31 protein-coding genes are annotated in these 21,422 nt (G+C 64.7%); 29 read left to right on the forward strand and 2 right to left on the reverse strand.

Annotated features, from left to right (window positions below; all coding sequences use genetic code 11):
• The 23 genes from E1832_RS08940 to rpmD all read left to right on the forward strand — a co-directional run.
• Positions 1-88: EF-Tu C-terminal domain-related protein (locus tag E1832_RS08940; protein ID WP_206020970.1), on the forward strand; the 88-nt coding region annotated here is incomplete at its 5' end.
• Between the two features lie 79 nt (positions 89-167).
• Positions 168-482 carry a 30S ribosomal protein S10 gene (gene rpsJ, locus E1832_RS08945; RefSeq protein ID WP_008756422.1) on the forward strand — a complete coding sequence of 105 codons (315 nt, stop codon included), beginning with the start codon at positions 168-170 and terminating at the stop codon, positions 480-482.
• A gap of 17 nt (positions 483-499) precedes the next feature.
• Positions 500-1,225, forward strand: coding sequence for a 50S ribosomal protein L3 (rplC, locus tag E1832_RS08950; protein ID WP_133359403.1), 726 nt, complete (start codon positions 500-502; stop codon positions 1,223-1,225).
• Positions 1,222-1,839: a 50S ribosomal protein L4 gene (gene rplD / locus E1832_RS08955; protein WP_133359404.1), complete on the forward strand. Its 618-nt coding sequence runs from the start codon at positions 1,222-1,224 to the stop codon at positions 1,837-1,839. Before rplC ends, rplD begins: the two co-directional genes overlap by 4 nt.
• Complete coding sequence (locus E1832_RS08960) at positions 1,836-2,132, forward strand: 50S ribosomal protein L23 (RefSeq protein WP_133359405.1); 297 nt, start codon at positions 1,836-1,838, stop codon at positions 2,130-2,132. Before rplD ends, E1832_RS08960 begins: the two co-directional genes overlap by 4 nt.
• Before the next feature lie 163 nt (positions 2,133-2,295).
• Entirely contained in the window at positions 2,296-3,138 is an 843-nt protein-coding gene (rplB, locus tag E1832_RS08965) for a 50S ribosomal protein L2 (protein WP_133359406.1), read from the forward strand.
• Positions 3,139-3,141: 3 nt separating this feature from the next.
• Positions 3,142-3,420, forward strand: coding sequence for a 30S ribosomal protein S19 (gene rpsS / locus E1832_RS08970; protein ID WP_133359407.1), 279 nt, complete (start codon positions 3,142-3,144; stop codon positions 3,418-3,420).
• A 3-nt stretch (positions 3,421-3,423) separates the two neighbouring features.
• Positions 3,424-3,804 carry a 50S ribosomal protein L22 gene (rplV, locus tag E1832_RS08975; protein WP_133359408.1) on the forward strand — a complete coding sequence of 127 codons (381 nt, stop codon included), beginning with the start codon at positions 3,424-3,426 and terminating at the stop codon, positions 3,802-3,804.
• Positions 3,804-4,520, forward strand: a complete 717-nt coding sequence (gene rpsC, locus E1832_RS08980) for a 30S ribosomal protein S3 (protein WP_133359409.1) — start codon at positions 3,804-3,806, stop codon at positions 4,518-4,520. The genes rplV and rpsC overlap by 1 nt, the downstream gene beginning before the upstream one ends.
• A 13-nt stretch (positions 4,521-4,533) precedes the next feature.
• Positions 4,534-4,947, forward strand: coding sequence for a 50S ribosomal protein L16 (rplP, locus tag E1832_RS08985; RefSeq protein WP_133359410.1), 414 nt, complete (start codon positions 4,534-4,536; stop codon positions 4,945-4,947).
• 211 nt (positions 4,948-5,158) lie between these two features.
• Positions 5,159-5,779 carry a 2OG-Fe(II) oxygenase family protein gene (locus E1832_RS08990; RefSeq protein ID WP_133359411.1) on the forward strand — a complete coding sequence of 207 codons (621 nt, stop codon included), beginning with the start codon at positions 5,159-5,161 and terminating at the stop codon, positions 5,777-5,779.
• Between the two features lie 266 nt (positions 5,780-6,045).
• The gene (locus tag E1832_RS08995; protein WP_133359412.1) at positions 6,046-6,444 is read left to right on the forward strand and encodes a hypothetical protein; all 399 of its coding nucleotides are present in this window, start codon (positions 6,046-6,048) and stop codon (positions 6,442-6,444) included.
• Positions 6,445-6,619: 175 nt separating this feature from the next.
• Entirely contained in the window at positions 6,620-6,826 is a 207-nt protein-coding gene (gene rpmC, locus E1832_RS09000; protein WP_133359413.1) for a 50S ribosomal protein L29, read from the forward strand.
• A 12-nt stretch (positions 6,827-6,838) separates the two neighbouring features.
• A complete protein-coding gene (rpsQ, locus tag E1832_RS09005) occupies positions 6,839-7,069 on the forward strand; it encodes a 30S ribosomal protein S17 (RefSeq protein WP_133359414.1) in 231 nt (76 codons plus the stop codon).
• Between the two features lie 76 nt (positions 7,070-7,145).
• Complete coding sequence (rplN, locus tag E1832_RS09010) at positions 7,146-7,514, forward strand: 50S ribosomal protein L14 (protein ID WP_005621870.1); 369 nt, start codon at positions 7,146-7,148, stop codon at positions 7,512-7,514.
• A gap of 2 nt (positions 7,515-7,516) precedes the next feature.
• Complete coding sequence (gene rplX, locus E1832_RS09015; protein WP_133359415.1) at positions 7,517-7,828, forward strand: 50S ribosomal protein L24; 312 nt, start codon at positions 7,517-7,519, stop codon at positions 7,826-7,828.
• Positions 7,821-8,384, forward strand: a complete 564-nt coding sequence (gene rplE, locus E1832_RS09020) for a 50S ribosomal protein L5 (protein WP_133359416.1) — start codon at positions 7,821-7,823, stop codon at positions 8,382-8,384. The genes rplX and rplE overlap by 8 nt, the downstream gene beginning before the upstream one ends.
• 18 nt (positions 8,385-8,402) lie before the next feature.
• Complete coding sequence (gene rpsN, locus E1832_RS09025; RefSeq protein WP_133359417.1) at positions 8,403-8,708, forward strand: 30S ribosomal protein S14; 306 nt, start codon at positions 8,403-8,405, stop codon at positions 8,706-8,708.
• 12 nt (positions 8,709-8,720) lie between these two features.
• A complete protein-coding gene (gene rpsH / locus E1832_RS09030) occupies positions 8,721-9,113 on the forward strand; it encodes a 30S ribosomal protein S8 (protein WP_133359418.1) in 393 nt (130 codons plus the stop codon).
• 11 nt (positions 9,114-9,124) lie between these two features.
• Complete coding sequence (gene rplF / locus E1832_RS09035) at positions 9,125-9,658, forward strand: 50S ribosomal protein L6 (RefSeq protein ID WP_133359419.1); 534 nt, start codon at positions 9,125-9,127, stop codon at positions 9,656-9,658.
• A gap of 11 nt (positions 9,659-9,669) precedes the next feature.
• Positions 9,670-10,029: a 50S ribosomal protein L18 gene (gene rplR, locus E1832_RS09040; RefSeq protein ID WP_133359420.1), complete on the forward strand. Its 360-nt coding sequence runs from the start codon at positions 9,670-9,672 to the stop codon at positions 10,027-10,029.
• Between the two features lie 106 nt (positions 10,030-10,135).
• Positions 10,136-10,705: a 30S ribosomal protein S5 gene (gene rpsE / locus E1832_RS09045; RefSeq protein ID WP_133359421.1), complete on the forward strand. Its 570-nt coding sequence runs from the start codon at positions 10,136-10,138 to the stop codon at positions 10,703-10,705.
• A gap of 3 nt (positions 10,706-10,708) precedes the next feature.
• Complete coding sequence (rpmD, locus tag E1832_RS09050; RefSeq protein ID WP_133359422.1) at positions 10,709-10,897, forward strand: 50S ribosomal protein L30; 189 nt, start codon at positions 10,709-10,711, stop codon at positions 10,895-10,897.
• Between the two features lie 282 nt (positions 10,898-11,179).
• On the opposite strand, the gene E1832_RS09055 is transcribed toward rpmD, so the two are convergent.
• Together E1832_RS09055 and E1832_RS09060 are read right to left on the reverse strand one after the other, a co-directional pair.
• Positions 11,180-12,997 carry a hydantoinase B/oxoprolinase family protein gene (locus tag E1832_RS09055; protein WP_133359423.1) on the reverse strand — a complete coding sequence of 606 codons (1,818 nt, stop codon included), beginning with the start codon at positions 12,995-12,997 and terminating at the stop codon, positions 11,180-11,182.
• A complete protein-coding gene (locus tag E1832_RS09060; RefSeq protein WP_133359424.1) occupies positions 12,994-15,069 on the reverse strand; it encodes a hydantoinase/oxoprolinase family protein in 2,076 nt (691 codons plus the stop codon). The genes E1832_RS09055 and E1832_RS09060 overlap by 4 nt, the downstream gene beginning before the upstream one ends.
• Before the next feature lie 170 nt (positions 15,070-15,239).
• Here E1832_RS09060 and E1832_RS09065 point away from each other — a divergent pair, with 170 nt between their 5' ends.
• The 6 genes from E1832_RS09065 (at position 15,240) to E1832_RS09090 (ending at position 21,411) form a co-directional block, all read left to right on the forward strand.
• On the forward strand, positions 15,240-16,655 hold the full coding sequence (locus tag E1832_RS09065; protein ID WP_245513921.1) for a hypothetical protein: 1,416 nt from the start codon (positions 15,240-15,242) through the stop codon (positions 16,653-16,655).
• A gap of 111 nt (positions 16,656-16,766) precedes the next feature.
• Positions 16,767-18,059: an ABC transporter substrate-binding protein gene (locus E1832_RS09070; protein ID WP_133359425.1), complete on the forward strand. Its 1,293-nt coding sequence runs from the start codon at positions 16,767-16,769 to the stop codon at positions 18,057-18,059.
• An 82-nt stretch (positions 18,060-18,141) separates the two neighbouring features.
• Positions 18,142-19,068 carry a branched-chain amino acid ABC transporter permease gene (locus E1832_RS09075; RefSeq protein ID WP_133359426.1) on the forward strand — a complete coding sequence of 309 codons (927 nt, stop codon included), beginning with the start codon at positions 18,142-18,144 and terminating at the stop codon, positions 19,066-19,068.
• Complete coding sequence (locus tag E1832_RS09080; RefSeq protein WP_133359427.1) at positions 19,065-20,009, forward strand: branched-chain amino acid ABC transporter permease; 945 nt, start codon at positions 19,065-19,067, stop codon at positions 20,007-20,009. Before E1832_RS09075 ends, E1832_RS09080 begins: the two co-directional genes overlap by 4 nt.
• Entirely contained in the window at positions 20,006-20,716 is a 711-nt protein-coding gene (locus E1832_RS09085; RefSeq protein WP_133359428.1) for an ABC transporter ATP-binding protein, read from the forward strand. The genes E1832_RS09080 and E1832_RS09085 overlap by 4 nt, the downstream gene beginning before the upstream one ends.
• The gene (locus E1832_RS09090) at positions 20,716-21,411 is read left to right on the forward strand and encodes an ABC transporter ATP-binding protein (RefSeq protein ID WP_133359429.1); all 696 of its coding nucleotides are present in this window, start codon (positions 20,716-20,718) and stop codon (positions 21,409-21,411) included. Before E1832_RS09085 ends, E1832_RS09090 begins: the two co-directional genes overlap by 1 nt.
• Positions 21,412-21,422: the final 11 nt, after the last annotated feature.

Consider the following 21,422-nt stretch of genomic DNA (forward strand, 5'->3'; position numbering starts at 1 on the left):
GATCGCCATGGAAGACGGCCTGCGTTTCGCCATCCGTGAAGGCGGCCGCACCGTCGGTGCCGGCGTCGTCTCGAAAATCATCGAGTAAACTCTACTCGGGTTCGACGAGGGCCGCCGGGTGAGCCGGCGGCCCTCCTATCAACTCCAAGCCTGAAAGGGCGATAAGAATGCAAAGCCAAAACATCCGTATTCGGCTGAAGGCGTTTGACTACCGGGTTCTGGACGCCAGCACCCAGGAGATCGTCAACACAGCCAAGCGGACCGGCGCCAACGTGCGTGGCCCGATTCCGCTGCCGAACAAGATCGAGAAATTCACCGTTCTGCGTGGCCCCCACGTCGACAAGAAATCCCGCGATCAGTTCGAGATCCGCACCCACAAGCGGCTGCTCGACATCGTTGATCCGACCCCCCAGACCGTGGACGCGCTGATGAAGCTCGACCTCGCCGCTGGTGTGGACGTCGAAATCAAGCTGCAGTCGTAAGTTCGGAGGGTTATCAGATGCGCTCTGGAATTATCGCAAAAAAGGTCGGCATGACCCGGCTTTTCATGGATGACGGTCGGCAAATCCCCGTCACCGTTCTGCAACTGGACAACCTGCAGGTGGTTGCGCAGCGCACCGCCGACAAGGATGGCTATACCGCCGTTCAACTCGGCGCGGGTACGCCCAAGGTGAAGCGCGTGAGCCAGGCCATGCGCGGCCATTTCGCCGCCGCCAAGGTCGAGCCCAAGCGCAAGCTGGCCGAATTCCGCGTCTCGGCGGACAACCTGATCGAAGTTGGTGCCGAAATCGCGGCAACCCACTTCCTCGAAGGTCAGAAAGTGGATGTGTCGGGCACCTCGATCGGTAAAGGCTTTGCCGGTGCCATGAAGCGGCACAACTTCGGCGGTCTGCGCGCCTCGCACGGTGTGTCGATCTCGCACCGTTCGCACGGTTCGACCGGTCAGTGTCAGGATCCCGGCAAGGTGTTCAAAGGCAAGAAGATGGCCGGCCACATGGGCGCTGCCCGTGTGACGACCCAGAACCTCGAAGTGGTCCGCACCGACGCTGACCGCGGCCTGGTTTTTGTCAAAGGCGCCGTTCCCGGCTCCAAAGGCGGCTGGGTTACGGTCAAGGACTCGGTCAAGAAGAAACTGCCCGAAGGCGTGCCGTTCCCGGCGGGTCTGAAGGCGGCAGCAGCCGCGGCCGAAACAGCGGAAGCCCCCGCGGAAGGTGGTGAAGCATGAAACTTGACGTGATCAAACTGGACGGCGGCAAGGCCGGCGACATCGAACTGTCCGAGGACCTGTTCGGTCTGGAGCCGCGCGCCGATATCCTGCACCGCGTGGTGCGCTGGCAGCGGAACAATGCGCAGGCCGGCACCCACAAGGTCAAGACCCGCTCCGAAACCAGCTACTCGACCAAGAAGATCTATCGCCAGAAAGGCACCGGCGGCGCCCGCCACGGTGACCGCAACGCGCCGATCTTCCGCAAGGGTGGTATCTACAAGGGTCCGACCCCGCGGAGCCACGGCCACGAGCTGCCGAAGAAATTCCGCAAGCTGGGCCTGCGCCATGCGCTGAGCGCCAAGGCGAAAGCCGGCGAGCTGGTGGTGATCGATGCGGCCGAGGCCGAGGGCAAGACCGCAGCGCTGGCCAAGATGGTCAAGAACCTGGGCTGGAAGCGCGCTCTGGTGATCGATGGGGCGTCGGTGAACGAAGGTTTCGCCAAGGCTGCCCGCAACATCGAGGGTCTGGACGTGCTGCCGACCATGGGCGCAAACGTGTATGACATCCTCAAGCGTGACACCCTGGTGATCACCAAGGCGGGTGTCGAAGCTCTGGAGGCTCGACTGAAATGAGCGCGAAAGCAGAACACTACGACGTGATCCGCAAACCGGTCATCACCGAAAAGGCCACCATGGCATCCGAAAACGGCGCCGTGGTCTTCGAAGTGGCGATGGACAGCAACAAGCCGCAGATCAAGGAAGCGGTCGAGGCGCTGTTCGGGGTCAAGGTGAAGGCGGTCAACACCACCATCACCAAAGGCAAGGCCAAGCGGTTCCGCGGCCAGATGGGTCGCCGGAAAGACGTGAAAAAGGCTTATGTGACCCTCGAAGAGGGAAACACTATCGACGTGAGCACTGGTCTCTGATAGTTAGCCGCGAATCTGGTCTGGCCCCGGTTTTCCCGGGGCCTGCGCCATTTTAACCGGGGACCTTCGGGGCCCTAGACTCAGGCACCTACGGGGGCCTTCAACATAGCGAAGCCAAAGACAACAACCTAAGGCTTTGCACGCTAAACGGAAGACAGAAAGCATGGCACTCAAGTCGTATAAGCCGACGACGCCGGGCCAGCGCGGGCTGGTGCTGATCGACCGTTCGGAGCTGTGGAAAGGACGTCCGGTCAAGGCCCTCACCGAGGGTTTGACCAAGTCGGGCGGCCGTAACAACACCGGACGGATTACCTCGCGCCGCCGTGGCGGCGGGGCAAAACGCCTCTACCGGATCGTTGACTTCAAACGCAACAAATTCGATGTGGCGGCGACCGTTGAACGGATCGAGTATGACCCGAACCGGACCGCCTTTATCGCGCTGATCAAGTACGAAGACGGCGAGCAGGCCTATATCCTGGCGGCGCAGCGCCTGGCCGTGGGTGACAAGGTCGTTGCCGGGTCCAAGGTCGACATCAAGCCGGGCAACGCGATGCCGTTCTCGGGCATGCCGATCGGTACCATCGTGCACAACATCGAGATGAAGCCCGGCAAGGGCGGTCAGATCGCACGCGCTGCCGGCACCTATGCCCAGTTCGTGGGCCGCGATGGCGGCTACGCCCAGATCCGTCTGAGCTCGGGCGAGCTGCGCATGGTGCGTCAGGAATGCATGGCCACCGTCGGTGCCGTGTCGAACCCCGACAATTCCAACCAGAACTACGGCAAGGCCGGCCGCATGCGCCACAAGGGCAAGCGTCCGTCGGTGCGTGGTGTGGTCATGAACCCGATCGATCACCCCCATGGTGGTGGTGAAGGCCGGACCTCGGGCGGTCGTCACCCGGTAACCCCCTGGGGTAAGCCGACCAAGGGTGCGCGTACCCGCAACAAGAACAAGGCGTCCAGCAAGCTGATCATCCGCTCGCGGCACGCACGCAGGAAAGGGCGCTAACACATGGCACGCTCTGTATGGAAAGGCCCCTTCGTTGACGCTTATGTCCTGAAAAAGGCAGAGGCGGCACGCGACAGCGGGCGCAAGGAAGTCATCAAGATCTGGTCCCGCCGGTCCACCATTCTGCCCCAGTTCGTCGGGCTGACCTTTGGTGTCTACAACGGCCAGAAACATATCCCCGTCAACGTCACGGAAGACATGATCGGTCAGAAGTTCGGTGAGTATTCGCCGACCCGGACCTATTACGGTCATGCTGCGGACAAGAAAGCGAAGCGGAAGTAAGTCATGGGCAAGGAAAAGAACCCCCGCCGCGTGGCCGACAACGAAGCGATGGCGAAAACCCGCATGCTTCGCACCAGCCCGCAGAAACTGAACCTGGTTGCAGCGATGATCCGCGGCAAGAAGGTCGAAAAGGCGTTGACCGATCTGACCTTCTCGAACAAGCGGATCGCAGAGGATGTGAAGAAATGCCTTCAGTCCGCGATCGCCAACGCCGAGAACAACCATAACCTGGACGTGGACGAGCTGATCGTGGCCGAAGCCTACGTCGGTAAGAACCTGGTGATGAAACGCGGTCGTCCGCGGGCCCGTGGCCGGTTTGGCGCCCTGCGCAAGCCGTTCTCGGAGCTTACCATCAAGGTGCGTCAAGTCGAGGAGCAAGCCTAATGGGACATAAAGTCAATCCGGTCGGCATGCGCCTCCAGGTCAACCGCACCTGGGACAGCCGTTGGTACGCCGACACCAAGGATTACGGTAATCTTCTGCTGGAAGACCTGAAAATCCGCGAGTTCATCAGGGAAGAGTGCAAGCAGGCCGGCGTGGCCCGCGTGATCATCGAACGGCCGCACAAGAAGTGCCGGGTGACGATTCACACGGCGCGTCCGGGTGTGATCATCGGCAAAAAAGGCGCCGATATCGAGGTTCTGCGCAAAAAGCTGGCGAGCAAGACCGACAGCGAGCTGCACCTGAACATCGTCGAGGTGCGCAAGCCCGAGCTTGACGCCCAGCTGGTCGGCGAGAACATCGCCCAGCAGCTCGAGCGCCGGGTCTCGTTCCGCCGCGCGATGAAGCGGGCCGTGCAGAACGCCATGCGCATGGGCGCCCTGGGTATCCGGGTGAACGTCGCTGGCCGTCTGGGCGGTGCCGAGATCGCACGGACCGAATGGTATCGCGAAGGCCGTGTGCCGCTGCACACCCTGCGCGCCGACATCGACTATGCGCTTTCCGAAGCCATGACCCCCTATGGGATCATCGGTATCAAGGTCTGGATCTTCAAAGGCGAGATCATGGAGCATGATCCGGCGGCGCGTGATCGTAAGGCACAAGAGCTGCAGGACGGCCCGGCCCCCCGTGGTGCCGGTGGCGGCCGCCGCGACCGATAAGGAGTAGCAGGATATGCTTCAGCCAAAGCGTACGAAATTCCGCAAGATGCACAAAGGCCGGATCAAAGGCCTGGCAAAAGGCGGTAGCGACCTGACCTTCGGTCATTACGGGCTGAAAGCCCTTGAGCCCGAGCGTGTCACCGCGCGTCAGATCGAAGCCGCACGTCGTGCCATGACGCGTCACATGAAACGTCAGGGCCGCGTCTGGATCCGGATCTTCCCGGACACCCCGGTGTCCTCCAAGCCGACCGAAGTGCGGATGGGTAAAGGTAAGGGCTCGGTCGATTACTGGGCCGCCAAGATCAAACCCGGTCGCGTCATGTTCGAGATCGACGGCGTCGATGACGCCGTGGCCAAAGAGGCACTGCGCCTGGCCGCGATGAAACTGCCGATCAAGACCCGGATTGTCGTTCGGGAAGACTGGTAAGTCTTTCGGAACGGGTGCGGTGGAGCGGGAATTCGGAGAATTCCTGCGCGCCGCACACGGTGAAAAAAAAGGCCTCCGTCGGGAAACCGGCGGGGGCCTTTTCTTGCTGCTGCCATCTGTCCCGGCGGCGTTTCGGGGCCTGATCCGCGCTAATCAGCGCAGGTGCAAACAGGCACTCGCGCGGGGGATTTCTCTGCGCTAAACCATCCCCATGTCCCAGATCGAATCTCTCTTCGTCACCCGCCTCTATCGCGCCGCGCTCAAGCAGTACGGCCCGGTAATCGACGCCTCCGAACTGGAGGCCTCCTGCTATTCCATCGCCGAGGACGACGAGGCCGGGCAGGAGTGGTGCGCACAGAACGGCTATCCCGGCTATACCTCATACGCCTCGCTGACCGATCTTCCCTGGCGCTTTCCGGTCTTTGCCGATCTGGTCAGGGCGCTGAATGCGCATGTTGCCGCCTTTGCCGAGGATCTGGAGTTCGACCTCGACGGCAAGGAACTGGAACTGGAGGATCTCTGGATCAACATCCTGCCCGAGGGGGGGATGCATTCCTCGCATATTCACCCACACAGCGTGATCAGCGGTACGACCTATGTCGCCATGCCCGACGGTGCCAGCGCGCTGAAGCTCGAGGATCCCCGTTCGGCGCGGATGATGGCGGCACCGACACGCCGCAAGGACGCCCGCCGCAAACTGCAACCGTTCATCTACGTGGCGCCCAAGGTCGGAGAGGTCCTGTTGTGGGAAAGCTGGCTGCGCCACGAAGTGCCGATGAACATGGCAGAAGACGACCGCATCAGCGTCAGCTTCAACTACAGCTGGGGGTGAGCAAGCGTGCCGGAAACGCCCCAGTGGAGCGTTTCGCGTGCGAAGGGGCGGTGCTCCGAAGGCCGGCTCGCCCCGTGCCTCGGACCGGCAATGGGGCTCGTGGACCCGTTGGCCGACGGGGTGCACTGGCCGGCTGCTGGTGTGCGCGGTTTTAAAGCCGAAGTTGTCTCAAAGTGAGATAAAATTGCTTGTACCGGGCGGGCAACACCTCTAGGTTGCATTCAGATTTTCAGTTGCGATAGGTGTTCGGAATGGTTTCCGTCTTGATGTTCGGGCTGGTCGGGGTCGCCGGATTGGCCGTGGTTCTTGGGTTGCTCGGTAAAGAAGACGATTTTGTCGACGACGAGGATGACGACGAGGACGACCCGCTCGGGCCCGTCGATCCGCATATGGCCAGCGTCGCTCAGAGCTATATTGAGAACGATTTTGCCGTGACCGGCGGCGGCGGTCTGTTGAACCGACCGGTGATCGAGGCCAATGCGGGTGACGAATCGGTCGCTGACCTGCCAATTGACCGCGGCGAGATCGCGGCATGGGACGGCGAAGGCGGCGTCGACGGCAAAGGCACCAATCTGGACAAATCGGCAGGGGATGAAAGCGTGGTCGTTTTCCTGCGTGGGGCCGCCGACACCCGCCTCGACGGCACAGTTCCGAACCTGGCCTGACCGGGCCTTGTGCCCACGGCAAAGTTTCCCTTGCCGTCCCCCGGTCCCTCCCTTATAGAGCGGCATCTCACGGAGTCCCGTTGCGACGGGATTCGTGTGTTTGCAATTCATCCACCAGGTCTAAGGTGACCCGTAAAAAGGGGCCTTCTGGTGTTTTGAGAAAAGGAAGAAGGCGATGAACGCCAAAGAACTGCGCGACAAGACGCCGGACCAGCTTCGCGAGGAGCTGGCCAACCTGAAGAAAGAAAGCTTTAACCTGCGCTTTCAACAGGCAACCGGTCAGATGGAAAACACCTCCGGGATCAAGGCGGCCCGCCGCAATGCGGCCCGCGTGAAAACCATCCTGAACGAAAAAGCTGCTGCCGCAGCCGGCGACGCATAAGGAGCCTGACAGATGCCCAAACGTATCCTTTCCGGCACCGTGACCAGCGACGCCAACGAACAGACCGTGACCGTTTCCGTGGAACGCCGTTTCACGCACCCGGTCCTGAAGAAGACCATCCGTAAGTCCAAGAAGTACCGGGCTCACGATGAGAACAACACCTACAAGGTGGGCGACACCGTGCGCATCGTCGAATGCGCACCCAAGTCGAAGACGAAACGCTGGGAGGTTCTGCAGGCGTAAGCCTGAGAACCTTTCGGTTTGAACGAAACCCTGGGGGGTAGAAAAGAAACAACCCCCAAAGGTCGGGAGAAACCATATGATCCAGATGCAGACCAATCTGGATGTTGCTGACAACTCCGGCGCGCGCCGGGTTCAGTGCATCAAGGTCCTGGGTGGGTCCAAACGGAAATACGCGTCGGTGGGTGACATCATCGTCGTTTCCGTGAAGGAAGCCATTCCGCGGGGCCGCGTGAAAAAAGGCGACGTCCGCAAGGCTGTCGTCGTGCGCACCGCCAAGGAAGTTCGCCGCGAAGACGGCACCGCGATCCGTTTCGATCGCAACGCCGCGGTGATCCTCAACAACAACAACGAGCCGGTCGGCACCCGTATCTTCGGGCCGGTGGTTCGTGAGCTGCGCGCGAAAAACTTCATGAAGATCATCTCGCTCGCTCCGGAGGTGCTGTAATCATGGCTGCAAAACTCCGCAAAGGCGACAAGGTCGTCGTGCTGGCCGGCAAGGACAAGGGCAAAGAGGGCACCGTGTCCTCGGTTGACCCCAAGGCCGGCAAAGCCGTGGTCGAGGGCATCAACATGGCCATCCGCCACACCCGCCAGACCCAGAACAGCCAGGGCGGCCGCCTGTCCAAGGCACTGCCGATCGACCTGAGCAACCTGGCACTGCTGGACAAGAACGGTAAAGCGACCCGCGTCGGCTTCCGCATGGAAGAGGGCAAGAAGGTCCGTTTCGCCAAGACCACGGGGGACGTGATCGATGCTTGATGCCGCAACCTACACGCCGCGCCTCAAGGCGCAGTTCGCCGAGACCATCAAGGCCGCTCTGAAAGAAGAGTTCGGCTATAAGAACGACATGCAGATCCCGCGTCTGGACAAGATCGTTCTGAACATCGGCTGCGGCGCCGAGGCCGTGAAAGACAGCAAGAAGGCGAAATCGGCTCAGGAAGACCTGACCGCGATCGCCGGCCAGAGGGCTGTCGTCACCAAGGCCAAGAAATCCATCGCCGGCTTCCGCGTGCGCGAAGACATGCCGCTGGGGGCCAAAGTCACCCTGCGCGGCGACCGGATGTATGAATTCCTCGATCGCCTGATCACCGTCGCCATGCCCCGTATCCGCGACTTTCGCGGCGTGCCGGGCAAGTCGTTCGATGGCCGCGGCAACTATGCCATGGGCCTGAAGGAGCACATCGTGTTCCCGGAAATCGACTTCGACAAGGTCGACGAGACCTGGGGGATGGACATCATCATCGCCACCACAGCGAAAACCGACGCGGAAGCGAAGGCGCTGTTGAAGCATTTCAACATGCCGTTCAACAGCTGAGCGCGGGAAGGAATAGACATGGCTAAGAAAGCAATGATCGAACGCGAGAAGAAGCGCGAGAAGCTGGTGGCGCAATACGCCGAGAAGCGGGCCGCACTGAAAGAGATCGCGAGTGACGAAAGCCGCCCGATGGAAGAGCGCTTCAAGGCGCGTCTGAAACTGGCGAAACTGCCGCGCAACAGTTCGGCAACCCGGCTGCACAACCGCTGCCAACTCACCGGGCGTCCGCACGCCTATTACCGCAAACTGAAAGTCTCGCGGATCGCCTTGCGGGAACTGGGCTCGAATGGCCAGATCCCCGGCATGGTGAAGTCGAGCTGGTAAGGAGAGCATGATATGAACGATCCTATCGGCGATATGCTCACCCGTATCCGCAACTCGCAGATGCGCGGCAAAAGCACCGTGATCACGCCCGCGTCCAAGCTTCGCGCCTGGGTGCTCGACGTGCTGGCGGACGAAGGCTATATCCGCGGCTATGAAAAGGTGACCGGCGCCAATGGTCACCCGGCGCTGGAAATCAGCCTGAAGTACTTCGAAGGCGAACCTGTCATTCGCGAGCTCAAGCGGGTTTCGACCCCTGGCCGCCGCGTCTACATGGGCGTCAAGGACATCCCGTCGGTCCGTCAGGGCCTGGGCGTGTCGATTGTCTCCACCCCCAAGGGTGTGATGTCGGATGCAAATGCACGGACCGCCAATGTCGGCGGCGAAGTGCTCTGCACCGTATTCTAAGGAGGTCAGACATGTCTCGTATCGGAAAACGGCCGGTTGAACTTCCCAGCGGAGTGACTGCCAGCGTGTCGGGCCAGACCGTCGAAGTAAAGGGGCCGAAAGGCACCCGCAGCTTCAACGCGACCGACGACGTCACCATCACCGTGGAAGACAACCTGGTGAAGATCGAGCCGCGCGGAAAATCCAAGCGGGCCCGCCAGCAATGGGGGATGTCCCGCACCCAGATCGCCAACCTGGTGACCGGGGTGACCGACGGCTTCAAAAAGGAACTGGAGATCCAGGGCGTGGGTTACCGAGCGCAGATGCAGGGCAACACCCTGAAGCTGAATCTCGGCCTCAGCCACGACGTGGACTTCGTCGCCCCCGAAGGCGTGACCATCACCGCGCCCAAGCAAACCGAGATCACCGTCGAAGGTATCGACCAGCAATTGGTCGGCCAGGTTGCGGCGAACATCCGGGAATGGCGCCGCCCCGAACCCTATAAGGGCAAGGGCATCCGCTATAAGGGCGAGTACATCTTCCGCAAGGAAGGCAAGAAGAAGTAAGGACCGGACAGATGGCAAACAGCAAAAGAACCCTGTTTCTGAAGCGCCGCCTGCGCGTTCGGAACAAACTTCGCAAGGTCAACGCCGGGCGTCCGCGCCTGAGCGTGCACCGCTCGAACAAGAACATCAGCGTCCAGCTGATCGACGATGTTCGTGGCGTGACCCTGGCCTCGGCCTCGACCCTGGAAAAGGATCTGGGCGTTATCGGCAAGAACAACGTCGAGGCGGCCGCCAAGGTCGGCACGGCGATTGCCGAGCGCGCCAAGAAGGCCGGCGTCGAAGAGGCCTATTTCGACCGTGGTGGGTTCCTCTACCACGGCAAGGTCAAGGCGCTTGCGGATGCCGCGCGTGAAGGCGGCCTGAAACTCTAAGGTGCAGGCGGCCCCCCGCGGGGCCGCCTCGATGATCCGGGGGCGTCCGCGCCCACCTGGATTGATACTCAGCGGTGCCCCGGCGCCGGTTACGAAGGAGGCCAGAATGGCCAGAGAACCCAATCAGCGGGGCGGACGTCGCGATCGCGACGAGACCCCGGAATTCGCAGATCGCCTGGTTGCGATCAACCGTGTGTCGAAAACCGTCAAGGGCGGTAAGCGTTTCGGTTTTGCCGCGCTGGTCGTCGTCGGTGACCAGAAGGGCCGCGTCGGTTTCGGCAAGGGCAAGGCGAAAGAAGTGCCCGAGGCGATCCGCAAGGCCACCGAGGCCGCCAAGCGCAACATGATCCGCGTGCCGCTGCGTGAGGGCCGGACCCTGCACCACGACATGCAGGGCCGCTGGGGCGCCGGCAAGGTTGTCATGCGCACCGCGCCGGAAGGCACCGGGATCATCGCCGGTGGTCCGATGCGCGCCGTGTTCGAGATGCTGGGCATCAAGGACGTGGTGTCGAAGTCGATCGGCTCGCAAAACCCCTACAACATGATCCGCGCCACCCTGAACGGCCTGACGAAAGAGCAGTCGCCGCGTCTGGTCGCGCAACGCCGCGGCAAGAAGGTGGCCGACATCCTTCCCAAGCGGGAAGAAGCACCCGCCGCCGTCGCAGAGGAGGCGTAACCCATGGCCAAGACCATCGTTGTCAAACAGATCGGCTCGCCGATCCGCCGCCCGGAAAAACAGCGTCAGACGCTGATCGGGCTGGGCCTGAACAAGATGCACAAGACCCGCGAGCTGGAGGATACCCCCGCGATCCGCGGCATGGTCAACAAGATCCCGCATCTGGTGCAAATCATCGAAGAGCGCGACTGAGCCTCTCTCGATAGTCAAATGAAACGCCCCGGTCGAAAGGCCGGGGCGTTTTGCGTTGTGGGGAGTTTTCCGGGCGGAGTGTACGGTTCAAAGGCGCGTGACGGGCCGGCGGAAGCCCGGATTGGGGAGTCTTCGGGCGAAATCGTACAGATACGAAAATGGGGTTTCCCCCACCCAGATCACAGAGCAAGCCGCGCAAGTGCCGGACCGGGGGCTGGCGCTGAAACGGTCGTTCTGTTCACTTTATGGCAGTCAAATTCGGAAGAAATCTGATTGGTGCGCCTACGTTTCCCAAGCGCCAGACCGTGGGGACGGTCCGGCGCATGCGCGGCGCCCTTCGGGCTTGATTCCGCGCAGGGGGCTTTCGCCGCGCAGCCGTTCAGTTTCCGTTTCATCGACCTTCGGCGGGGTTCCCTTGAGCACCACGCCGAACAACTCGGCGGCCTGCTCCGGCGTGTAACGGCCCATCTCCACGTCATAGCGCACCGCGTCCGGCGCGCGGGTGAACGGGTCGCCATAACCGCCGCCGCCGGGGGTGCGCACATGCACCCGGTCGCCGGGGGCGAGCGGGATGTCCTGATCCTTGGAGAGGTGCGGCGGGGTGTAGGGGGTGCCGCCGCGCCAGACGGTCACCTTGTTCACCGCACCGTCACTGCCGCCCAGCACCCCCTGGGGGCCGCTGCGGCCGTGGTCCATCACGAAACTTGCGCGGGCGTCGCCGCGGCGCAGTTCGACCTCGTAGTCGAGGCCGAAGCCGCCACGGTGCCGCCCCGCGCCGCCGGAGCCCTCGTGCAGGGCGTAGCGGTGGTAGAGCACCGGGAAGGCCTGTTCCATGATCTCGACCGGCGGGGCCTTGGAAATGCCGATGGTGGAGCAGCCGTTGGACAGGCCGTCGTGATCGGCATTGCCGCCGTAGCCGCCGCCTGAAATCTGGTACATCACGAAATCGCGCCCGCGCGCCGGGTCGTGGCCGCCGAGGGCGAAATTGCCGCTGGTGCCCGCAGGCGCGGCGGTGACGCGATCGGGCAGGGGGGCGACGAGGGCGGCAAAGACCGCCTCGGCGATGCGTTGGGAGACCTCCGCCGCGCAGCCGGAGACCGGGCGGGGGTATTGCGCGTCGAGGAAGGTGCCCTCGATGCCGGTGACATGCAGCGGTTCGAAGGCGCCGGCGCTCATCGGCACCTCGGGGAAGATGTGGCGCATGGCGAGATAGACCGCGCTGAGCGTGGTGGCGCGGACGGAGTTCATCGGCCCGGCGCAGGGGGCGCTGGAGCCGGTGAAATCGAAGGTCAGCGCGTCGCCCTTGCGGGTGACGGTCAGGGCGATCTTCAGCGGTTCGTTCACCACGCCGTCGCTGTCGATCCAGGCGGTGGCGGGATAGCTGCCCTCGGGGATGTCGGCGATGAAGGCGCGCATCTGGGTGGCGGCACGGCGGCGCAGTTCGGCGATCGCCTCGGTCACCGTGGCGTCGCCATATCGGTCCATCAACTCGTTCAGCCGCGCCTCGCCCACCAGCAGGGCGGCGGCCTGCGCCTTCACATCGCCGATGCGCTGGTCGGCGACGCGGATGTTGGAGCAGATGATGGCATAGATCTCCTGATCCATCTCGCCCTGTTTGAACAGGCGCACCGGCGGCAGGCGCAGCCCCTCCTGCTCAACGGCGGTGGCCGAGGCGGAGAAGCCGCCGGGGACGGAGCCGCCGGTATCGGGCCAGTGGCCGGTGTTGGAGAGCCAGCAGTAAAGCGCGCCGTTCCGGTAGAACGGCATGGCAAAACGCACGTCCATCAGGTGGGTGCCGCCGAGGTAGGGGTCGTTGACGATATAGATGTCGCCCGGCTGCGGCGCCGGGGTGATCCCGGCGCTAATCCGTTCGATCAGCTGCCGGGTGGAGTCCTGCATGGTGCCGACGAAGACCGGCAGGCCCTGCGCCCCCTGCGCGATCAGCGCACCGTCTGCGGCGGCATAGATGCCGTCGGAGCGGTCGTTGGCCTCGGCGATCACCGGCGAGAAGGCGGCGCGGGAAAAGCTGAGGTCCATCTCGTCACAGACCTGTTGCAGACCGGCCTGGATGACCGAGAGGGTGACGGGATCGAGGATCATGCATCCGCTCCGATTTCGACGATGATATTGCCGTCGGCGTCACCGGTGGCGCGGTCGCCCGGCTCGATCAGCAGGGTGGTGTCCATCTGCTGGACGATGGCGGGGCCGGTGATCGTGAAGCCTTGGGGCAGGTGGTCGCGCCAGTAGACGGGGGTGTCGTGCCAATCGCCGCCCGCGTCGCCGCTGGCGAACCAGACCGGGCGGCGGGAGAGGAGGGCGTCGTCCAGCGTCGCCCTGCGCTCGCCCGGGTCGATCAGGGCGGAGAGGTCAAGCTCGGCCCGCGCGCCGATGACCGAACAGTTGGCGTTGACCAGATTGGCGCGGATGTCCGACAGCGCCACGCGGAAGCGGTTGAAATAGGCCGTCTCAAAAAGCTGTTGCAGGGTCTCGGTGTCGACGTCCGGCCGCTCCAGCGGCACGCGCAGCAGGTGGGTCTGCCCCTGAAACTGCATATCAACGCTGTAGAGGTGGCGGATGCTGCGGATTTCGATCCGTTCCTTGCCGATCAGCGCCTCGCCCTCCGCCGCCTGTTCGGCGAAGACGCGGTGCAGGTCGGCGGGGTCGAGGCTGTGCAGCGGCTTGTTGAGCGTGGTCACGAAGTCATGGCGCAGGTCGGCCACCACGCAGCCCAATGCGTTGGTGATGCCGGGGCGGGCGGGGACAAGAACCTTGGGAATCGACAGCTCCCGCGCGAGGGCCGTGGCGTGCAGCGGACCGGCTCCGCCGAAGGCGAAGAGGGCGAAGTCGCGCGGGTCGGCCCCCAGCGAGACCGAGACCATGCGGATGGCGCCGGCCATCTTGGTATTGGCGACGCGGATGACGGCGGCGGCGGCCTCTGTCGCGCCGAGGCCCAGCGGCGTGCCGAGATCGCGGGCGAAGACCTCGCGCACATGGTCGATGGAGATGCCGCCCTCCACCGCGTTGAGGCCCGCCGGATCGAGCCGGCCCAGCAGCAGGTTGGCATCCGAGATCGTCGGGCTTTCACCGCCGCGGCCATAGCAGATCGGGCCGGGCATGGCGCCCGCGCTTTGCGGGCCGACCTCCAAGAGCCCTGCCGGGGTCACCCGCGCGATGGAGCCGCCGCCGGCACCGACGGTGCGCACATCGACCATCGGCACATGGATCGGCATGGCGTATTCGATCTCGATCTCGTTCGAGACGGTGGGCTCGGCCCCGCGGATCAGGGCGACGTCGGTGGAGGTGCCGCCCATGTCGTAGGTGATCAGGTTTTCATGGCCCGAACGGCGCCCGGTATAGGCGGCGGCCATCACGCCGGAGGCGGGGCCGGACATCACCGTTTTTGCCGCCTCCAGCGCCACGCGGGAGGCTGAGACCATGCCCCCGTTGCCGTTCATCACCAGCACCTCGCCGGCATAGCCGCCTGCCGTCAGATGGTCGGTGAGGCGGCGGATATAGCGGGCGAGCAGGGGTTGCACCGAGGCATTGACGGCGGCGGTCACGCCACGCTCGAACTCGCGGCTTTCCGACAGCAGGGCGTGGCCCATGGTGATGTGATCGTTGGGCCAGATCTCTCGCAGGATCTCGGCGGCGCGAAGTTCGTGGGCGGGGTTGGCATAGGCGTGGAGGAAGTGGATCACCAGCGCCTCACAGCCCTGATCTACGAGCTGTTCGCCGGCGGCGCGCAGGGCCTCCTCGTCGAGCGGGGTGAGGACCGCGCCGGTGGCATCCATCCGTTCGGGCACTTCAAGACGCAGGTTGCGGGGGATGATCGGGGTGAAATCACCCTTCATCCCGTAGGCTTGCGGCCGGGTGCGGCGACCCAGTTCCAGCACGTCGCGGAAGCCCCGGGTGGTGATCAGCCCGGTTTTTGACAGCTTGCGCTCCAGCACCGCGTTGGTGGTGGTGGTGGTGCCGTGCACGATCAGTCCCAGCGCGGCCAGGTCGCAGCCGGCCTCGCGCAGCGCGTTCAGCACGCCCCTGGCCTGGTTGTCGAGGGTGCTGGCGACCTTGGCCAGCCGCACCCGCCCGGTTGCGGGATCAAGCTCCACCAGATCGGTAAAGGTTCCGCCCACATCGACGCCGACCACCGCCCCCGAGGTTTCGCCTGTCATGTCCGCTCCGTCAAATTTGTTCGCAGACAAATGATCGTCGCAACCGGACGGCACTGTCAACGGCGCGCCGTTGCGGCATCGCGGCGATGCGGGTGCGGAAAATGCGGGTGCGGGCGACTTTGGCGGCGCAAGCGGCTTTCCTTCGCAGGGCGCATCGGTAATATCGCGCCATGAAAGCACCCTTAGATACAGGCGGTATCCGGGCGGCGGCGCGGCTTGCACTTGCGGCCGGGCTGGTCGTTGCGGGCGCCGGCGCGGCGCTGGCCCACGCCACCGAGGGGGGGCTGGTGCTGCTCTTGCCCACCGATTTCTATACCGCCGCGGGGGCCTCGGCGGTGGCGCTGACCGTGGTGCTGATGGCGGTGCTGCCCGAGCCGGTGCTGGCGCGGATCTTCGCCCCCCTGCTGTTGCTGCGACTGCCGCGCACGCGCGCGCCGGAGATCACCAGCATGCTGGTCGCGCTGGTGTTCCTGTCGCTGGTCTGGACCGGCCTGTCGGGGTCGCGCGATCCGATGGAAAACCCGCTGTCGCTGGGGATCTGGACCGGGTTCTGGATCATCATCGTCACGGTTCAGGGGGTTGCCTTCGACATCTGGCGCTGGGTCAATCCCTGGGCCGGGCCGGTGTCCATGCTGCGGGGGCTGGGGCTGCGCCCGGTGCTGCATCTGCCGGTGCGTCTGGGCTATGGGCCGGCGATCGTCACCTTTCTGGCCTTCGCCGCCTTTCTGATGGCCGATCCGGCCCCGGCCGATCCCGGGCGTCTGGCGGTGTTCGGCGGCGTCTACTGGCTGGTCAATCTGCTGGCGGCGCTGATCTTTGGTCCGCGCTGGCTACGCCGGGGCGAGGGGATCACGCTGCTGATGCGCAGCTATGCGCGGATGAGCCTGGTGGCGCGGCGCGGCGGGCGGCTGACGCTGGGTCTGAACGGCTGGCAGCTGCTGCGCGGCCGGGTGCCGCGCGGCGGCTGGGCGGTGTTCGTGCTGGTGATCCTGGCCTGCGGCAGTTTCGACGGGGTGAACGAGACCTTCTGGTGGCTGGGCGTGCTGGGGGTCAACCCGCTGGAGTTTCCGGGCCGCTCGGCGGTGGTCTGGCAGAACCTGGCGGGCCTGGCGGCGGCGAATGCGCTGTTGCTGGGGATTTTCGCGGGAACGGTCAAGGCGGGGCTGATGCTGAACCGGTCCGCGTTGCCGCTGGCCGAGGCGGTGCGGCTGTTCGCGCCGACGATCCTGCCGATCGCGCTGGGGTATCACATCGCCCATTATTACACCGCCTTTCTGGTCGAGGGACAGTATCTCTGGGCGATGCTGGAGGAGGTGGCGGGCAATTCCCATCAGGGACACGGGCACGGGGATCACATCACCACCGGGTTCTTCAATACCACCGAGACCATGCGCCGGATCTGGCTGACCCAGGCGGCGGCGGTGGTTGTGGGCCATGTGATCGCGGTGATGCTGGCCCATGCGGTGGCGCTGAAGGTGTTCGGCGGCGCCCGGCGCGCGCTGCTCAGCCAGGCGCCGCTGGCGCTGTTCATGATCGGTTACACGTTTTTCGGACTTTGGTTGCTGGCCTCGCCGCGCGGGGTTTGAGCGAACCGCAAAAAACTGGACAGAAGGGCGGCGCCTTTGCACAGTAGAGCCAATCATGGCCAAGCCATAATGGCCGCAAGAGGCGCCCGTGTCACAAATGAGGGAAGTGCGATGACCACCAGGACCACCAAACAGACGGGAACCACGCGCCGAGGCGCGCTCAAGACATTGGCCGCAGGCGCTGCGGCGACCAGCCTGCCGCTCTGGGCGCGCTATGCCGAGGCGCAGACATCCGAGCCGATCCGCGTCGGGTTCCAGATGCACCGCACCGGCATCGGCGCCGCCTATGGCCGCTGGTACGGGCGCACCACCGAGGCTGCGGCGCGGCTGATCAACGAGGCCGGCGGCATCAATGGCCGGCCGCTGGAGATCGTGGTCGAGGACGACGGCACCGATCCCAAGCGCGGCGCCGAGGTGGTCGAGAAATTCGCCACGCAGCACAACTGCGACGTCGGCTACGGCACGCTGTTTTCGCATGTGGTCGCCGGCTCGGCCCCCCGCGCGGGCGAGCTGAAGCTGCCCTATTTCGTGGTCTCCGAGGGCCATCACGTGGCCTCGGGCGCGCTGAACCGCTATACCGTTCAGCCTGGCATCACCGACGTGAAAAGCCAGGTGCAGGCGATGGCGCCCTTTGTGGCGGCCAACCTCGGGAAGAAGGTCACGATGATCTTTCCCGACTATGCCTTTGGCCACGATCACCGCGACTTCTTCTCGGCGGCGATCGAGGCGCAGGGCGGCGAGGTGGTGGCCAAGCTGGCGATCCCGCCGACCGAGACCAGCTTTACCAAGTATTTCCCCAAGATCCCGCGCGAGACCGAGGTGATCTATCACGTGATGGTGGGGCCGGCGGTGCTGACCTTTGTCAAGGAAATGGGTGAGTTTTTCGGGCCGAGCCGCCCCGAGATCTTTGGCTTTATCGACAGCCTGGAGGCGGTGGACATTTCCAGCCCGGGGCTGGAGTTCCTCGAAGGCACCTATTTCTGGGAAGGCATGCCGCGCTATGCGCAGGCCGACCAGTCGCCCTATGACAAGTTCTACCGCGAACAGGTGGGGGTCGACGACAAGGGGGCCTCGCTGAGCGATGCCAAGGATGTGTCGACGTTTGCCCATATGTTCGGCTGCTGGGAGACGCTTTATGTCATCAAGGCCGGGATGGAGGCGGCGGGCTACAAGGGGCCGCAGGACCGTCAGGCGCTGATCGAGGCGGTCGAGGCGATGACCGAGATGCCGCATTCGAACGAGCATCCGCAGGGCGCCAAGGTGTTCAACGGCAAGACCCACCAGGTGTTCGGCCCGCAATACATCAGCAAGCTGGAGGGCGGCATGCTGAAGGTGCAGCACACCACGTCGATCGAGGAAGGTTTCTATCCCGACGAGGTGGATTACACCAAGATGTCGTTCTGATCGGTCGGGGGCCGGCCGTGCCGCGATTGAACTCTGGCGCGGGCGGCCCTTCCGGCCTGCGGGATCTGGACTGTTCTGACTGATGGAATTCGGACCTTATCTGATGCTCGCCTCGCTCGAGGGCGCGGTGACCGCCGCCGTCCTTGCGCTGACCGCCATCGGGCTGAGCCTGGTGTTCGGCGTGATGCGGGTGGTCAATGTCGCCCATGGCGAGTTCTTCATGCTGGGCGCGGTGCTGGCCTGGTGGGTGGCCAGCCATGTGGGCGGGCCGCCGGCCGTGGGCTTTGTCGCCGCGCTGGTGATCGCGCCCCTGGCGGTGGGCGCGCTGGCGGCGCTGGCCGACATGACGGTGCTGAAACGGGTGGCGTATGACCCGGAGCGGACCATCGTGGCCACCATCGGCATTCTCTATATCCTGCAACAGGTCACGCTGATGACCTATGGCCCCGAGGCGCGCCCGGTCGAGGCGCCGTTCAACACCCGCCTGGCGCTGCCGTGGGTCGAATGGGGCGAAGGCGGCATTCAGCTTTACTGGCCCTGGGGCCTGAGCACGACGAGTTACAAGCTGTTCGTGATCGGCGCGGCGGCGGCGGTGCTGGTCGGTGTCTGGCTGCTGATGGCGCGGACGCGGATCGGCCTGTTGATGCGCGCCACCCAGCTTGACCGCGAGATGGCGCTGGCCTTTGGCATCCCGGTGGAGCGGGTCTATGCCATGGTGTTCGGCATCGGCGGGGCGCTGGCGGCGCTGGGCGCGGTGCTGATCGTGCCGATCCAGCAGGCGCATTACCTGATGGGGGGCGATCCGCTGCTGTTGTCGTTCATCGTGGTGATCATCGGCGGCCTGGGCAGCCTGCCGGGCACGGTGGCCGCCGCCGTGCTGATCGGGCTCAGCGACGGCATCATCTCGGTGTTTTTCTCGCCGACGCTGGCCAAGATCCTGGCGACGCTGCTGGTGGCGCTGGTGCTGGTGTTCCGGCCGCAGGGCCTGTTCGGTACGGGGGCGAAATGAGCGACGGGAGCAAGACGCTGGCCCTGCATGGCGGGCTGCTGGTGCTGCTGTTCGCGCTGCAATTCGTGTTGCCGGCCTATCACCACGGCAATCTGGCGCGGATCATGGTGCTGGCGAGCTTCGCGGTCGGCTACAACGTGATGTTCGGCTATACCGGGCTGCTCAGCCTTGGCCATGCGCTGTTCTTTGCCGCAGGCATGTACGGCATGGGGCTGGCGGTGCAGCACGGCGGCGCGGCGCCGGTGCCGGGGCTGCTGGCGGGGATCGCCGCAGCGGTGGCGGTTTCGGCGGCGCTGGGCCTGCTGGCACTGCGCACCAGCGGCGTTGCGTTCATGATCGTGACGCTGATGTTCGCGCAGGCGGGCTATCTGACCGTCCTCTATTTCGGCGCATACACCCGCGGCGACGAGGGGTTCGTGCTGCAGCAGGCGCAGCGGGTGCTGTGGGGAATCGACCTGACCCAGCCCGACACGCGCTATTTCGCGGCGCTGACGCTGTTCGCGGTCTGTGTGCTCACGACGCTAGCTCTGGTGCGCGCGCCTTTTGGCCGGGTGCTGATCGCGATCCGCGAGAACGAGGAGCGGGCGCGCATGCTGGGCTATGACGTGTTCCGCTACAAGCTGGCGGCGGTGGTGATCTCGGGCACGATCTCGGGGCTGGCCGGCGCCGTTTATGGGCTGTTGTTCGGCTATGTGGGGGCGACGTTCGCATCGGTGCAATATTCGATCTTTCCGCTCTTGTGGGTGCTGCTCGGGGGGGCGGGCACGGTACTGGGTCCGTTCATCGGCACGCTGTTCATGTTCTATCTGATCGACCTCTCCAGCGCGGTGACCAGCGCCTATATGCTGGTCGCGGGCGTGGCGCTGGTGCTGCTGACGCTGTTCGCGCCGCAGGGACTGGTGGGCGAGATCCGCGATCGCATCTGGCGGTGGCTGCCATGACGCTGTTGTCGACGCGCGGCCTCAGCAAAAGTTTCGCCGGGCTGCGGGCGGTGCATGAGGTGGATTTCGACCTGCCCGAGGGCGAGGTGCGGGCGCTGATCGGGCCGAACGGGGCGGGCAAGACAACCTTTGTCGGGCTGCTCTGCGGGCGGATCGCGCCGAGCTCGGGGCAGGTGTTCTTCGACGGGCGCGAGATTTCCCACCTGCCGGCGCATCGGCGGATCGGGCTGGGCATGGCCTATACGTTCCAGATCACCTCGGTCTTCGCCCGTTTGAGCCTGTTCGAGAACGTGGCGCTGGCGGCGCGGCGGCGGCTGCACGGGGCCGCGGCGGTGGAAGCCGAGGTGATGAGCGCGCTGGCCAAGGTCGGGCTGACCGAGGCGCCGGAGCGGGCGGCGGGCGATCTGAGCTATGGTCACCAGCGGCTGTTGGAGATCGCCATGGGGCTGGTGCAGGCGCCGCGTCTGCTGATCCTGGACGAGCCGACGCAAGGCCTGTCGGACGCCGAGATCGCGGGTTTCAAGGCGCTGGTGCGGGAGCTGTCGGCAACCACCACAATCCTGCTGATCGAGCATAACATGAGCGTGGTGATGGAGGTCGCGGACCGGGTGACCGTGCTGAACTTCGGCGAGATTCTCGCCGAGGGCACACCGGCAGAGATGCACGCCAACGCTGATGTCCAGGCCGCCTATCTGGGGACGGGCTGATGCTGGAGCTGGACAAGATCAACGCGGGCTATGGCCGGGCGCAGATCCTGCGGGATCTGTCGCTGAGTGTGGCGCCCGGCGAAATCCTGTGCCTGCTGGGCCGCAACGGCGCCGGCAAGACCACCACGATGAAGGCGATCATGGGGCTGTTGCCGCTGATGTCGGGCGCGGTGCGGCTGGAGGGGCGCGAGATCAGCAAGCTGCCGGCGCATAAGGTGGCCGGGTGCGGCATCGGCTATATCCCGCAGGGGCGGCGGCTGTTCGGCGAGCTGACCGTGGCGCAGAACCTGGAGATCGGGCTGCGGGCGGGGGGATCGGGCCGCGAGGTGTTGGAGGACGCGCTGGACCTGTTCCCGCGCCTGCGCGAACGGATGCACCAGCGGGCGCAGACCCTGTCGGGCGGGGAGCAGCAGATGCTGGCGACCGCCCGGGCGCTGTGCGTGCGGCCGCGTATCCTGCTGCTGGACGAGCCGACCGAGGGGCTGCAACCCTCGATGATCGCGGCGATCCGCGACGTGATCGGGGTGATGCGCGATCGCGGGGTCGGCATCCTGCTGGTGGAGCAGCGGATCGACGCGGTGCTGTCGGTGGCCGACCGGGTGGCCTTCATCGAGAACGGCCGCAACCTGGAAACCCTGGAGGCCGAGGCGCTGCGCCGCGATCACCGCCTGATCGAGACCCATCTGGGGGTCTGAGCGGGCCGCTG

Source organism: Antarcticimicrobium luteum (assembly GCF_004358185.1).
Classification (GTDB): domain Bacteria; phylum Pseudomonadota; class Alphaproteobacteria; order Rhodobacterales; family Rhodobacteraceae; genus Antarcticimicrobium; species Antarcticimicrobium luteum.